13 protein-coding genes are annotated in these 14,738 nt (G+C 39.7%); 5 read left to right on the forward strand and 8 right to left on the reverse strand.

All coding sequences use genetic code 11. The annotated features are described in order from the left end of the window. Positions 1-9: 9 nt before the first annotated feature. The 3 genes from rimM to GGR21_RS07555 form a co-directional block, all read right to left on the reverse strand. Positions 10-531, reverse strand: a complete 522-nt coding sequence (gene rimM / locus GGR21_RS07545; RefSeq protein ID WP_183306601.1) for a ribosome maturation factor RimM — start codon at positions 529-531, stop codon at positions 10-12. 32 nt (positions 532-563) lie between these two features. After that, positions 564-1,175 carry a DUF4290 domain-containing protein gene (locus GGR21_RS07550; protein ID WP_183306602.1) on the reverse strand — a complete coding sequence of 204 codons (612 nt, stop codon included), beginning with the start codon at positions 1,173-1,175 and terminating at the stop codon, positions 564-566. Positions 1,176-1,293: 118 nt separating this feature from the next. Continuing rightward, positions 1,294-3,024, reverse strand: a complete 1,731-nt coding sequence (locus GGR21_RS07555) for a S41 family peptidase (protein ID WP_183306603.1) — start codon at positions 3,022-3,024, stop codon at positions 1,294-1,296. Positions 3,025-3,433: 409 nt separating this feature from the next. Between GGR21_RS07555 and rfbA the strand changes: the two genes are divergently transcribed. From rfbA to GGR21_RS07580, 5 genes are all read left to right on the forward strand, one after another. Further along, the gene (gene rfbA, locus GGR21_RS07560; RefSeq protein ID WP_183306604.1) at positions 3,434-4,297 is read left to right on the forward strand and encodes a glucose-1-phosphate thymidylyltransferase RfbA; all 864 of its coding nucleotides are present in this window, start codon (positions 3,434-3,436) and stop codon (positions 4,295-4,297) included. A 2-nt stretch (positions 4,298-4,299) separates the two neighbouring features. Beyond that, a complete protein-coding gene (rfbC, locus tag GGR21_RS07565) occupies positions 4,300-4,848 on the forward strand; it encodes a dTDP-4-dehydrorhamnose 3,5-epimerase (RefSeq protein WP_183306605.1) in 549 nt (182 codons plus the stop codon). A gap of 9 nt (positions 4,849-4,857) precedes the next feature. Beyond that, positions 4,858-5,658, forward strand: coding sequence for a glycoside hydrolase family 25 protein (locus tag GGR21_RS07570; RefSeq protein ID WP_183306606.1), 801 nt, complete (start codon positions 4,858-4,860; stop codon positions 5,656-5,658). Between the two features lie 16 nt (positions 5,659-5,674). Then, positions 5,675-6,673 carry a S41 family peptidase gene (locus tag GGR21_RS07575; protein ID WP_183306607.1) on the forward strand — a complete coding sequence of 333 codons (999 nt, stop codon included), beginning with the start codon at positions 5,675-5,677 and terminating at the stop codon, positions 6,671-6,673. A 203-nt stretch (positions 6,674-6,876) separates the two neighbouring features. Beyond that, the gene (locus tag GGR21_RS07580; RefSeq protein WP_183306608.1) at positions 6,877-9,162 is read left to right on the forward strand and encodes an NADP-dependent malic enzyme; all 2,286 of its coding nucleotides are present in this window, start codon (positions 6,877-6,879) and stop codon (positions 9,160-9,162) included. Between the two features lie 61 nt (positions 9,163-9,223). On the opposite strand, the gene GGR21_RS07585 is transcribed toward GGR21_RS07580, so the two are convergent. From GGR21_RS07585 to GGR21_RS07605, 5 genes are read right to left on the reverse strand one after another with little or no spacing between them, the layout of a single operon-like run. Then, complete coding sequence (locus GGR21_RS07585; RefSeq protein ID WP_183306609.1) at positions 9,224-10,333, reverse strand: hypothetical protein; 1,110 nt, start codon at positions 10,331-10,333, stop codon at positions 9,224-9,226. Between the two features lie 44 nt (positions 10,334-10,377). Beyond that, on the reverse strand, positions 10,378-11,745 hold the full coding sequence (locus GGR21_RS07590) for a DUF58 domain-containing protein (RefSeq protein ID WP_183306610.1): 1,368 nt from the start codon (positions 11,743-11,745) through the stop codon (positions 10,378-10,380). Continuing rightward, positions 11,709-12,683 (reverse strand): AAA family ATPase, encoded by a 975-nt coding sequence (locus tag GGR21_RS07595; RefSeq protein ID WP_183306611.1) that lies wholly within the window; start codon positions 12,681-12,683, stop codon positions 11,709-11,711. Before GGR21_RS07595 ends, GGR21_RS07590 begins: the two co-directional genes overlap by 37 nt. A 13-nt stretch (positions 12,684-12,696) precedes the next feature. Then, complete coding sequence (locus GGR21_RS07600) at positions 12,697-14,013, reverse strand: DUF4350 domain-containing protein (RefSeq protein ID WP_183306612.1); 1,317 nt, start codon at positions 14,011-14,013, stop codon at positions 12,697-12,699. Beyond that, the gene (locus tag GGR21_RS07605; protein ID WP_246348026.1) at positions 14,003-14,728 is read right to left on the reverse strand and encodes a hypothetical protein; all 726 of its coding nucleotides are present in this window, start codon (positions 14,726-14,728) and stop codon (positions 14,003-14,005) included. The genes GGR21_RS07600 and GGR21_RS07605 overlap by 11 nt, the downstream gene beginning before the upstream one ends. Positions 14,729-14,738: the final 10 nt, after the last annotated feature.

The raw sequence follows: 14,738 nt of genomic DNA on the forward strand, positions 1-14,738 counted from the left end.
GATGGTATGTTAATCCAATAATCCTTCGGGCAAATTTACGTACACTATTTTTTTCTTAGGGTCGACCTTTTCTATAAAATCTTCTGTGGCGGGGACGATGATTTCTTCCTCTCCGTTTTTAATGAGAAATAGTGTGTTAAGTGTTTTGTCGTCAATTTCTTCTATTATTCCGATCTTGCCCGCGGTTTTGTCTACAATGGAAAAGCCGATGAAGAAATTCCATGAGTATTCTATATCATCGTTGTTTTCTTCTTCATAGTACTTCCGGGGAAAGTAAACTTCGAGGCCGGATAACCTCCTGGCCTTTTCTTCATTGTCTACATCTTCGAAAGTAATCAAGGCGGTTTCACTGCCTTTAAAACGGTATTCCTCTATAAAGAAGGGCACAAATATACCATCTACCCTGCATACAAGATAAGGGCAGTCCACCCTGTCGAATACATCGTTCTCAAAAGCAAAACTTATCTCGCCCTTTATTCCGTGTGGCTTGATAAGTTTACCTATTTTAAAAACCTCGTTGTCTTTTATCATTTCTTTGGAGTGGAGGTTATAATTGTTTCCGGCTATTTTTTCTTTCCGCCTTTCTTTCCGTTGTTGCTGTTATTGTTGGTATTATTATTGCGTTGTCCGAGGTCTTTCATTTCCGGCAGTTTGATATTTGAATTCCGTATGTCTACCTTGCCATTAGTCAGGTCATACAGGTCTCCGAATATCTTTTGATCGTCCACATCCTTGTTCCATTGTATATAAGATTTCTTCATGTGGGTAGCTACCAACAGGGTGAACTGCTCTTTCTCTTCCGGATTATCGATGCTTAGTATCATACGGGCCATCTTTTCCAGCGTTTTTCCGTAATGGCGGTATTGCATGTCGGGACGGCTGTATTCTATTTTACCGGGTTTAGTGTAGAGATCTTCTTTCTTCACTATTTCGTATGGATACTCTATATCGAGTTTAAAATCGGACATTATAGCCAGATGGTCCCACAGGATATGCTTAAAATCATTCACATCACGCAGGTGGGGGAACATGTTTCCCATAATGTTTATTATAGTGTTTGCACAGCGTTTCCGTTCCGCAGGGTCAGGTATGGCTACACAATAGTCAACCATGTTCTGTATATTTCTTCCATACTCGGGAAGTGCGAGTTTCTTTAATTGGGTATTATATTCCATTCGTGAATTAATATAAGTAATAAAAAGGTCTGCACCCTTGATGTGATAAGAATAATGCTATCAGGACTGCAAAGATAATAATTTATCTATCAATCTGAAATACATTTAAATGGCTTTTTTACTCGGCATTGGCTACATTTTCCAGAGCAGGGGATGATAATGTCTTTTTGTATGTATCCTGATCATTGAGTATCTCCAAAGCCTTAGCCAACCCTTTGTCATTCTTTAGGTTATAGATATATTCTCCTTTTTGGTAATAATAACGCTTTATCACCTCGGCATTTATAAGCTTAATGATGTCGTCCCTGAATGTTTCCAGATCCCTGTCCAGATCGGGTACCAATTTCGCTTCCAGTGCTTTAAATTCTTCACTTGCCGATTTCATATATCCTTCAAAGTCCATTACTTCTTTTAGTGCCGCCATCGACTTTTCACTCATGCGGTCGTATTGGAAATCTTTCGATTTCACAAAGGCTTTGAAACTATCATAATCTTCATCCGAAATGGAAAATGCTTCGGGTGAGTCGATCTTCTTGTGCTTGCTTACCCAGTCGGTAGCCCAGTCGAATATAATGTACTGGTTTGCCAGATAGTATGTTATCGTCGGAGTTTTTTCTTCTTCGAGCACAATATCGGGAGTTACGCCACCCCCGTCTCTTACAGGGCGTCCCACTTCAGTATAGAAAACAGTAGTAAGGCTGTCGGGTATACGGCCCACACTGCCATCGGCGTTACGGTGCGAATAGTCTATCGCCTGAATACACCTTCCGCTCGGGATATAATATTTCGATGTGGTTATTTTAATTCCCCCTCCGTAAGGAACTTCCCGTGGCGATTGCACCAGGCCTTTACCGAATGTGCGTTCACCTACAAGCACAGCCCTGTCCATGTCTTGCAAGGCTCCGGCAACGATTTCGGCTGCAGAGGCAGAACCCCTGTCTACAAGTACGACAACAGGAATGTCCATATCTATGGGTTCCAGCGTTGTACGGTAAGTCCTGTCCATTTGTTTCAGTTTTCCTTTTGTGGAAACTACAACCTTTCCTTTAGGTGTGAACATATTTACCATCTGGACTGCTTCTTCCATGATGCCACCGCCATTTTCCCGTAAATCGAGTATAAGCGAGGTGATACCTTGATTTTTCATTTCCAGAAAGGCTTTTTTTACGTCCATAGCACTTTTGTCGGTGAAAGTGCTAAAACTAATGTAGCCCGTTTCAGGAGCGACAAGCCCATGATAAGATATGGGGTCTATATTTATTTTCTCCCGCACTATTTTTACTGTAATGGGCTTCTTTTCCCCAACACGTTCCACTTTTACTTCAATGGTCGACCCGGGCTGACCTTTCAGGTTCGAACTGACAAAGTTGCTCAATGTGCGTCCGAATGCTTCACCCTCTACAGCTTCACAGGTAGTCATATCTTTTCCATCGATGGAAAGAATATAATCCCCGGCTTTCAGTCCGGCTTTATCGGCTGGTTTCCCTTCAAACGGGTCTGTTATAGCCACTTTCCCTTCTTTGAAAGCAATAGCAGCGCCAATGCCTGCATATTCTCCGGTAATCTGGGTGTTGAACTCTTTCATGTCATCCTTATTGAAATATGTTGTATAAGGATCCAGCGTATTCAGCATATTGTCGATGCCACTACGTACGGTTTTGTTCAGGTCTATGCTATCCACATAGAACATTTCCATTTCGCGTACAACGGAATTGAATATTTCTATATTCTTGTTGATGTCAAAATAGCGTTGCTGTTGTTTGGCATTGCTTTCAGTGTTGGTTTGACCGTAAGTAAATGTGCCACCAAGTGCAAATATCAGTAAAGATGTTATAATTCTATTTTTCATTGAATTTATACCTAAAATATATTCTATTCTAAAAACAACACAAAGGAATACTTTTTTTTATTAATACCGAAATTTGATATGTCCATATCTGTCTTATTTTTAACTAAAAACTTACAAAACTTACAAAAATAAGTAGTTAAAGTAGTCAGAGGTGTTAAGCCGTCAAAGATTTTTATTTTCATATAGGTATAATAATATCCTTTTTTGCTTATTTCATTTTTAACTAAAAAGTGACAAACATTACACTTTTCATTCTTTCCATTCTTCATTTTCAAAGATCGTTTTCTACTTACTACTTGACTCCTTTAACTACTCTGACTACCTAATAACTACAGATAAAGTTTTCAACTTCTGATTACTATTACATTATTAACGCTTATATTTGTAACCATAATTGAAAAATGCACAAATGAAAGGAATTATTCTGGCCGGAGGAAGCGCGACACGCCTTTACCCTTTATCTAAAGCTATATCCAAGCAAATAATGCCGGTTTACGACAAGCCGATGATCTATTACCCTTTGTCAACACTGATGCTGGCGGGAATAAAGGAAATATTGATTATTTCTACGCCCCGCGATTTGCCTATGTTCCGCGAATTGCTGGGAACAGGCGAAGAATTGGGTATGAGTTTCGAATACGTTGTACAGGAAGTGCCCAACGGACTGGCTCAGGCTTTTGTTTTAGGCGAAAAATTTTTGAACGGAGAACCGGGTTGCCTCATTCTCGGAGATAATATGTTTTACGGGCAGGGCTTTTCCAGGATGCTGAAAGAAGCCGCTTCAATAAATAAAGGTGCTTGCATATTCGGTTATTATGTGAAAGATCCGAGGGCATACGGCGTTGTTGAATTCGATGAAAACGGAAGAGTCCTGTCTTTGGAAGAAAAACCTGAAAACCCAAAATCAAATTATGCTGTTCCCGGTCTGTACTTTTACGACAATACGGTAACAGCAAAAGCAAAGGCATTGAAACCATCAGTCAGAGGAGAATATGAGATCACCGACCTGAATAAATGTTATCTGGAAGAAGGTACATTGCAGGTACAATTGTTTGGACGTGGTTTTGCTTGGCTCGATACAGGCAATTGTGACAGCCTCCTCGAAGCAGGAAACTATGTGGAAACTATTCAAAATCGTCAGGGATTCTATATTTCGTGCATAGAAGAGATCGCATGGCGCAACAAGTGGATAAATAACGAACAATTGCGTGTTTTAGGGAAGATATTAGATAAAACAGCATACGGACAATATATACTAAGTTTATTAGATTAAGAATGAAATTTACGGAACAAGAGATAGAAGGTGTCTGGATAATAGAACCGAAAGTATTCAATGATGAGAGGGGATACTTTATGGAATCTTACAAAAAGGAATTATTTGAACAGCATATCGGTAAGGTAGAGTTTATTCAGGATAATGAATCGAAATCTACTCGTGGAGTCCTTCGCGGATTACATTATCAGACAGGAGAATATGCTCAGGCCAAACTGGTAAGGGCACTCAAAGGACGTGTGCTCGATGTGATTGTGGACCTACGCAAGTCTTCGCCTACCTTCGGCAAAAGCTTATCAGTTGAACTGACAGAAGATAATAAGAAACAGTTCTTTATCCCCCGTGGTTTCGCCCATGGTTTTTTAGTGCTTAGTGAAGAGGCGATATTCTCATATAAGGTAGATAATGCTTATGCTCCGGCACATGAGGCGTCTTTGTTGTGGAGCGATCCCACAGTGAATATAGATTGGGGTATAAAGAAAGAGGAATTGATTTTATCGGCCAAGGACAAAGCCGGGAAATTGATATCCGAAACCGTTGTGTTTGATTGATAGTGCTTTATGGCCAAAAGGGTAATAAAAAAGACTATACAGAGAAGGAAAGTAAAGAAGAAGAAAAAAGCGGATAATAAGATTATTCTCAAAAAATATGCACTTCCTCTTGTATTGGTTGTCTTTTTTGTCCTTGTGGCTTTTTTCCTGATAAAGGATTACTATAATGAATCGCCAACATTCGATTCGGGTAAATATTTTGTAAAAGGTATCGATGTTTCACATCACAATCCGATCCTCGACTGGCGGGCTGTTTTGGATCAGAATATAACATTTGCCTATATTAAAGCCACCGAGGGTACATCTCATCTGGACAGGAATTATCCGTATAATTACGATTTGGCCCGAAAAGAAAATATAGCGGTAGGTTCATACCATTTTTATTCATTTAACCTGCCGGGAAAAGAACAGGCTGCACACTTCCTGAAAACGGCAAAGTTTAGTGCCGGTGATATGATTCCGGCGATAGATGTAGAGCATTCTCCGGCAAATATATATAACAAGGATAAAAACTATATTGCGAATATAGTAAGAGAATTGAAAGAATTGGAAAATGAATTATATGAGCATTTTGGTGTACACCCTGTAATATATACGAATCGGGATTGTTATAAGTTATATATAAGGGGAAATTTTCCTGACAATATTATCTGGATGTGCGATTTGCATAACGAGCCGTCGGAAGATATTGCGAACTGGCGGGTTTGGCAGTTCTCACATAAGGGAGAGCTACCCGGAATAGACGGGAATGTCGATCTCAATTATTACAGGTACTCGTATAATGAGTTTAAGGAATTATTGTTACCATAGTTAATATTTTTATCAGATGAAACATCGTTTTTTGTGCTATACAATTATTTGTCTTTTATTAAGCTCATGCTTTTCGGAAGACAGCCATTTCGAAAATACGAAAAGAGGTAATTTCGAAGCGTTGTGGAAAATATTTGATGAGCATTATTGTTTCTTCGGTTATAAAGATGTAGACTGGGATGAGGTCTATGAACGATATTCTGTACGCATAAGCGAGAATATGAGTAACGAAGCCTTATTTGATGTACTGGGCGAAATGCTTGCCGAATTGCAGGACGGGCATGTAAACCTGACCGCATCCCACAATGTTGCCCGCTATTGGAAATGGTTCGAAGATTATCCCGATAATTTTGATGAAAAGATACAAAAGAATTATCTGGGTACGGATTATGGCATTGCCAGTGGATTGAAATATAAAATACTGGACGATAATATCGGATATATCTATTATGGAAGTTTCTCAAGTGGGATCGGCGAGGGGAATATCAATCAGGTGCTCGACCGCCTGGCTGCTTGCGACGGTATTATTCTCGATGTGCGGGACAATGGAGGTGGTCTTTTGACTAATAGTGATAAACTGGCTTCTCATTTTTTTAATGAGAAAACACTGGTCTGTTTTGTTATGCATAAAACAGGCAAGGGACATGACGATTTTTCGGAACCTTACAAAATATATGTCGAACCTTCCGATGGAGTAAAATATCAAAAGAAGGTGGCAGTTCTAACTAACCGCAGTTGTTATAGTGCTGCGAACGATTTTGTGAATGCCATGCGCTATGCCCCTAATGCAGTGATTATAGGAGACAAGACAGGAGGGGGGAGTGGCCTTCCGTTTTCGTCCGAGATCCCCAATGGATGGTCTGTCCGTTTTTCAGCATCTCCTTTTCTTGATGCTGAATACAATCACATCGAATTTGGTATCAATCCGAAGATAAAAGTTGATATGACTGAGGAAGACATGCAGAAAGGAATTGATACCATTATAGAACGAGCCCGTGCAGAGTTGAAAAAATAATATCTTCTGACTTTTTGAAATTAAAAATTCTAAAAATGATGCCTATTTGAGGTGTTAAGCTTACTAAATGTGCTGAAAAACATATTTTTTGATAAGTTATTTATCGTGAAAATTTATGTTCTCTAAATTTCCTTTTTCTAACTTTGCAGAATAAATAAACAAATGACTGATTAGTCAGAAAACCTTGTTTAAACTTAACTGCTATGCCAAAAGTAACAAAAGAAGCGGCACTCAAGTACCACAAAGCTGGAAGACCGGGGAAAATAGAGGTTATACCCTCTAAACCACACAGTACTCAAACTGATTTATCGCTTGCATACTCCCCCGGAGTTGCAGAACCTTGTCTCGAAATAGAGAAAGATCCTCAGTTAGCCTATGATTACACGACTAAGGGAAACCTTGTAGCCGTGATCTCAAACGGAACGGCTGTCCTCGGGCTTGGCAATATAGGCGCAATAGCCGGTAAGCCTGTGATGGAAGGAAAGGGTCTGCTCTTCAAGATCTTTAGTGGAATTGATGTCTTTGATATCGAGGTAGATGAAACCGATCCTGAAAAATTCATTCAGACGGTAAAAGCCATCTCTCCGACTTTCGGCGGTATCAATCTCGAAGATATTAAAGCGCCCGAATGCTTTGAAATAGAGAAGCGGCTGAAAGAAGAACTGGATATTCCGGTGATGCACGACGATCAGCATGGAACGGCTATTATTTCAGCGGCAGCACTGTTGAATGCGCTGGATGTAGCCGGAAAAGATATCGCTAAAATCAAGTTAGTAGTAAATGGCGCCGGGGCTTCTGCTATCGCATGTACCAAATTGTATATGAAATTCGGTGTGAAAAAAGAAAATATAATCATGTGCGATAGTAAGGGCGTTTTGTCAACAAAGCGTACCAATCTTAGTGAGTCGAAGTTGAATTTTGCTATAGATACGGATAAAGTTACACTAGAAGATGCCATTGAAGGAACTGATGTTTTTCTGGGGTTGTCTTCTGCCGATGTGCTTACTAAGGAAATGGTACGTAAGATGAATGATAATCCTATTGTTTTTGCTTTGGCCAATCCGAACCCTGAAATATCTTATGAAGAAGCGATGGCTTCCCGTCCCGATATTATTTTTGCTACAGGCCGCTCCGATTATCCCAATCAGGTGAATAATGTACTGGGATTCCCTTATATATTCAGGGGAGCACTTGATGTCAGGGCTACTTCTATCAATGAGGAAATGAAGCTGGCAGCATCCCGTGCTATTGCCGACCTGGCAAAGGAAATTGTACCCGATGTGATAAATACGGCTTATGAAATAAATAAATTGAGTTTCGGACGTGAATATATTATTCCTAAACCACTTGATCCCCGTTTACTTACAACAGTTTCTACTGCAGTAGCCAAGGCTGCCATAAAAAGTGGTGTTGCCCGCAAGACGATTACAGACTGGAATGAATATGAATCCCGGCTCGACGAAATGCTGGGTTACAGCAACAAATTGGTACATCGCCTCACTACCCTTGCCAAAAGCAAACCTAAACGTGTGGTTTATTGTGAAGGCAATCATATCAATATGATGAAAGCTGCCATTGTTTCTCAGAAAGAAGGTATATGCCAACCTATTTTACTCGGTAGCGAAGACCGTATCAGAAATATTGCCCGGGAAAATGGCATAGACCTGAATGGTGTTCAGATTATTGATCACCGTAATATTTCGGAGGACAAACGCCGTAGTCATTATGCTAAATTGCTGAGCGATAAGAAAGCCCGTGAAGGCATCCGTTATCAGGAGGCATTTGAGAAGATGAGCGACCGTAATTATTTCGGTATGATGATGGTCGAAACCGGTGATGCCGATGCTGTAATAACAGGTGTCTACAGTCATTATCGTGAATTTTCGAAGACAGCTTTGGAGGTTATAGGGTTAAAGCCTCAGTATAAGCATTTTGCGGCAATGCATATTGTTCAGACTAAAAAAGGCCCTTACTTCCTTGCCGATACGTTAATAAACCGATGGCCGGATGAAGAAGTATTAATTGAAATCGTAAAACTGACACACGATGCAGTACGTTATTTTTCGACCGAACCGGTAATGGCAATGCTTTCATTCTCCAATTATGGGGCAGATGTCGATGGTGGACCAAAAAGTATTTCCGATGCTATAAAATATTTCCATGCCAACCATCCTGATTTTATTATCGACGGAGAAATGCAATTGAATTTTGCTATGAACAAAGAATTGAGAGACAGGGCATTTCCATTCAATACTTTAAAAGGGCGGGATGTGAATACACTGATATTTCCTAACCTGAGTTCAGCTAATATATCCAGTAAATTACTGATGGAACTGGGCATTGCAGGTGAAAGTATCGGGCCGATACAGATGGGCTTGCGCAAACCAGTTCATTTTACAGATATTGAAAGTTCCGTGAGGGACATAATAAATCTGACAGCCGTTGCAGTTGTTGATGCAATAGCTTGTAACAGAGAAAGTAATGATTAATTGGAAATGTTAATGGCGAAAAATCCGACTGAAAGTAAAAGTTTTCAGTCGGATTTTTTATTTAATCATTTTGAGTCAGCCCCAACGGAAGTGATAAATCGGCTATTGTCTCCAGTTTTAATAATGATTCTATTTTAACCTGTTTTACAGATGGGTATATTTTCTTATATTTTTCTGTAACATCTTCTGTTAACAATATTTTGTCATCTTCTACTGTTGTTACGGCCTGACTTATAAAATGCATATCAAACAGTTTAAATATTGTTGTATATGACGAAACGGGGGCTTGTGCGAGTATACTGTGTCTTTCATCATTAACGGTATAATATAATCCATAACCATCAGCTCCTACTAGAAAAGAGAAAAGTCCTTCCTGTGCAATTTTTCCATTCTTAGCATCTTCCCTGTTTTTAAATATATATAAAGGCATATTTTTGTAGCCTCTGATCATTGAATATACATAGTTATCCTTAAATAATGCATTTTCTTTTAAATCGGTTTCTATTGCGGTTTTTATATCAGAGTCGGTAACCTGAACATCTGTTACGACTTTTTCAGTCACTAAAGATAAATAGGGAAAGGAGACATTTATATGTATAGTAATTGTTTCATCCAAAATAATATCTTTTACATAAATCTCAGTACTTCCGGGAGTAATTCCTGAAAAGGTGATACCGTAATATGTTTTTCCATCTTCCTGAGCTGATGACTGAAATATAGAAGCTCCGGCAATCTCTTTATCTTTTACTGTTATTTCGTATTTGCGGTTACCACTTTGAATGAATATATCGGTAGGTACAAACATTGTAAGGTTAACTTCTTTCTCGTCGATTATAAAATCATGGATAATAACTTCTGTATTGATTATTAACTTATCTCCTGTTATGTTGTCCACAACCGTTATTGTTGTTTTTCCCTGTTTTTTTCCATTCAATTCCAATATTCCGTTCTTTTTTGACTCACGGGTATAGGACGCTTCGGCTATCTCCTGATCACCTATGACAATACTATAATCATCGTTTCCTTCCATCAAAGAAATCTGTATAGGGTAACCTATTTCCAGTACAATGGATGTAGTATCTGTTTTTGGCTCATCGTCGTTATTACAACCTATAAAAGAAAATATAAATGCAGAAATAAGCAATAAGATAATTGATAGTTTACTATTCATAGTTGTTTTATGCTTATAATAAGATATTTAGTGAAGGTTTGATTTTAAATTAATCCTCTGGATTTAAATTCCAGATATTTATTAATCGAATTGATTGTCAGATTTTCAGGTTTGGATAAAATGGTATGTATGCCGTGGCGGTTCAGTTCTTTTACGATAAGGAACTTGTCATTCGACAGCTTTTCGGCTATTCCTTTCCGGAATGTTTCTTCCATATTCATTGGTTGGGTATCCAAAACTTCGTTGAATTCAGAATTCAGGAAAAATGCAACCAGTACCAAATGGTCTTTTGACAAATGGCTCAGATATCTAAGTTGCCGTCTCATACCATTAACTGTCTCAAAGTTGGTATATAGTATAATAAGGCTTCTCTGGGTGATTTTTCGTCTCACTGTTACGTAAAGCCTCTCGTAGTCCGATTCCTTAAAGTTTGTCTTTTGGGCGTATAAGGTTTCCAGCACCTTATTCCGCTGGCGGCGTTGCTTGTCGGCCGGAAGAATTTCGTCAATGCCTTTCGAGAAAGTAATCAGTCCTACCTTATCCCCTTTGTTCAGGGCTGTACTACATACCATAAGGGTGGAGTTTATCGCATAATCGAGCAAGGTCATCCCGGCGAAAGGCATTTTCATTGTCCGCCCTTTATCGATAAGGCAATACACAGGTTGAGATTTCTCTTCCTGATAAGTATTTACCATCAACTGATTCATCCGGGCAGTTGCCTTGTAGTTTATCGTGCGGGGGTCGTCTCCTGTAATATAATGTTTGATATGGTCAAATTCGGTGGCGTGCCCTATCCTCCGTATTTTTTTGATACCATAATCAGTCAGGCGGTGAGATGCGGCCAGTAATTCGTATTTATGCATTTCGATAAAAGACGGGTAGACAGCCACATCCTTATGCTCGTCAAATATATATCTCCGGCTGATGAATCCGAATAATCCCGCTGCATATACATTTAATGCTCCGAAATCATAGACACCCCTTTCGGTGGGGCGGATATCATAATAATAGGTTTCGGTTTTATCTACTCCGACAGATGCAGTAAAATACAGATCCCTTTTCTGGAACTGGAAAGGTACTTCTTCTATAATCTTGATAGATACTCTATACGGATATCTGTTGGTTACGGATATGGAGATTGTGTTTATATCCCCATTCGACAATCTTTCAGGACAATTGCGTGCGGCAATAATTCCTTTCTTTTGACGGTATGCGGTGAATATATCCAGCAGGAAGAATGCGATAACTACTCCGAATGCAATCTTCATCAGGTAGAAATATTCGTCGAAGATAAAGCACGCGAAGAAGCCCAGCACGCATAAGCCGAGTGCTATGAAAAGACGGTTTGTAAGATACAGGCTCTTAAAAAACCGGATTATCGGGGAACTTCCGCTTTGTCTATTAGCTGGCATATAATTGTGTCGGTAGATGTACCGTCCATTTCTTTTTCAGGAGTTAGTAAAATTCTGTGGCGTAATACTGGGACTGCCATTTCCTTGATGTCATCGGGGGTGATAAAATCACGTCCTCTGATAGCTGTCAACGCCTTCGAAGCATTCAGTATGGCCAGTGACGCACGTGGCGACGCTCCCAGTGTGATCCACGGGCTTTGGCGGGTAGCAGCAACTATCTGGGCGATATATTCCAGCAGATGCTGTTCTACGAATACTTTCTCCACAGCTTTTCTTAGTTCGTTCAACTTTTCAGCCGTTAAGACCGCTTTGATGCCGATATTAGCTGACAGTTCCCCTTTATTCTGCCTGTCCAGTATAGTTATTTCCTCGACAATATTCGGGTAGTCAACCAGAATTTTGAACAGAAAACGGTCTAATTGAGCTTCCGGCAGGCGATAGGTTCCTTCCTGTTCTACAGGATTCTGTGTAGCCATCACCAGGAAGGGGTATTCCATATTATAAGTTGTTCCATCATTTGTTACCTGGCGTTCTTCCATTACTTCGAACAGGGCAGCCTGCGTTTTGGCAGGAGAGCGGTTTATCTCGTCAATAAGCACTATATTGGAAAATATAGGCCCTTTTTTGAACTCGAATTTTCCCGATCCCGGCATAAATACACTAGTTCCCAATACATCCGAAGGCATCAGGTCGGGAGTGAACTGGATGCGGCTGAAACCTACATCTATTGTTTTTGCCAGTAGTTTAGCTGCCAATGTTTTGGCTACGCCCGGTACACCCTCTACCAGTACATGTCCGTTGGCTAAAATAGCTACGATCATTTGTTCGATGAGCTGATGCTGGCCTACTATAACTCGTCCTATTTCACTCTTTATGTTCTGAACGCTTTGGCCCAATTCGGAGAAATCTATTCTCGACTTAAATTCCAGGTCTGACATATATTTCGTTTTTTTATTTGTTTTTCACTGTTCTGTAAAATTCCTCCAGCAGGCTGTTATATTTCAAAAATGACTCGTTCGGCATAAATGCCAGCGTAGACACATCTTTATATATAAGGAATAATTCGCTTAACTTATCTTTATCGGAACCCGATTTGGCGCTTAACACATTTATAAATTCATTGTCTATATTTTCGGTCGACATATAGTAATGCTTCCGGATATAATCCAGAAAATATGCATGGCGTTTTTCTACAATAGTATGAAAATCCCTTTTCTTATAATATAGGTTGCTCAGGGTATTTAAAAATTCCAGGGATGAATTTACCGGAGGTTTTATCACAGGTATGATCCGCTGGGTACGCTTTGCCCTGAATATCATAAACAACAGCAATCCTCCGAGGATGATATATAAAGCTATGCGCAACGGCGGGTTGGAAAGCATAACTTTAAAGTCGCTGCCTTCGCCTATTGCTCCCTGCTTCTGGTATTCGTCCCATATGATCTTAGAGTTTTGCGGTAAGTACGATAAAGCCCTGAATCCGAAATCGTATTTTTCGAGGTTTATCATATTTATATTGGCGAAAGCCGTAGGCACAGTGTGCAGATAGATATGGCCTTTACCGTATGTGAGATCTATAAATACAGTGTCATTCGTGGTTTTGGTTGTAGCCAGCACCCTCACGGGATGTTTACAGCTATCCACATTAAACCGCGTGGTTCCATAAACCGTTTTGAAAGGATATTTTTTTTCAGGATGCTCAGACAGGACGAATATGGAATCATCCCTGTTGTAATTCATCGATGTTTTTATACCTAATGTATCGGTGAATTTCCGGCTATAGTCTTCTGCCGAAATAAAAACATTATTGCCCAAACCCACAAAATCGAGTAAATATTCGAGATCGAGATCATCTACATCGAATGTCCTGTTTATAAACAGGTAGGATGTGGTATCAGGTATATTTTTCAGGTTGTGATACCAATATGTAGGATTGATGTAATAAACAGAATCGAGGTATTCTTCACTATAATCCTCATTCTCATCCTCGGCAACCGGATAATCATAGTCCTCTTCGGGATAGATATAAGGATCTATTCCACTTTTCAGATTATTGTATACAGGCCTGCGTGTGGTTCTTATACTTCCTTTTTCAAAAACATCTTCCAGCAATTGATAAGTGATGTATGTGCCGTACGGGGCTGTTTTGGTATTGATGAAAGTCATTGACCAATCCTCCGGTTTGGGTTGATTTGACTTGATTACAGACAGCACGATCATCAGTAAGATGATCCCGGCTATCAGGGCGACCATCTTCTTATCTTTCATCGGCTATCATTTTATTAAATGTGTTCAACCTGTCGTATGCGCCGGAGAACTGAGTTTCATTTACAGGAAATTCTCCATACCACACATAATCAAATATCAGAGTTGTTTCAAGGAATTTTGAACGAAGTGACGAACTCGATATTTCGAACTGGTAACTATAATTTGTCTTATTTGCGTTCCATTGTATAATCTCTTTGTCTGACAATGCTTTCAGGTTTTTCAGATAAAGGAAACGCACAACAAGCCGGTAATCTTTATTCTTTAGCGCATTAGAGATCAACGTATCAAAATCCATTTCATGGACATTCTCTGTATAAATATCTATTTCGGGAGTATCTATCTTCTTTCTGCCTAAAACAGTCCTATAGTCCACGCCCAATACCTTGAGTACAATAAAACAAATGATTAGAACGATAAGCAGGATAACGATTACTCCGGGTACACCCGAGTCGATAGCTGTACCGAACAATTCACCGAAAAAGCGCATTATCCGGTATTTTATCATATCCCAGGCCGACGGGCCGCTTTCTGCTTTTTTACTGTAATCGAACCGGCTGTCTTTCTGGTATTCCTCAATTTTTTCTTTATCCGGGACTCTGAACTCTGTATTTTTAGCAGATGCTGATATATCCGGAGTTATGGTAACAACAGCTGTATCGGATGGGATAGTATCGGATTGTGCCCTGACAGGTAGATACGATAGTAGCAGGAGCATGATAAACATA

Source organism: Dysgonomonas hofstadii (assembly GCF_014196915.1).
Lineage (GTDB): Bacteria > Bacteroidota > Bacteroidia > Bacteroidales > Dysgonomonadaceae > Dysgonomonas > Dysgonomonas hofstadii.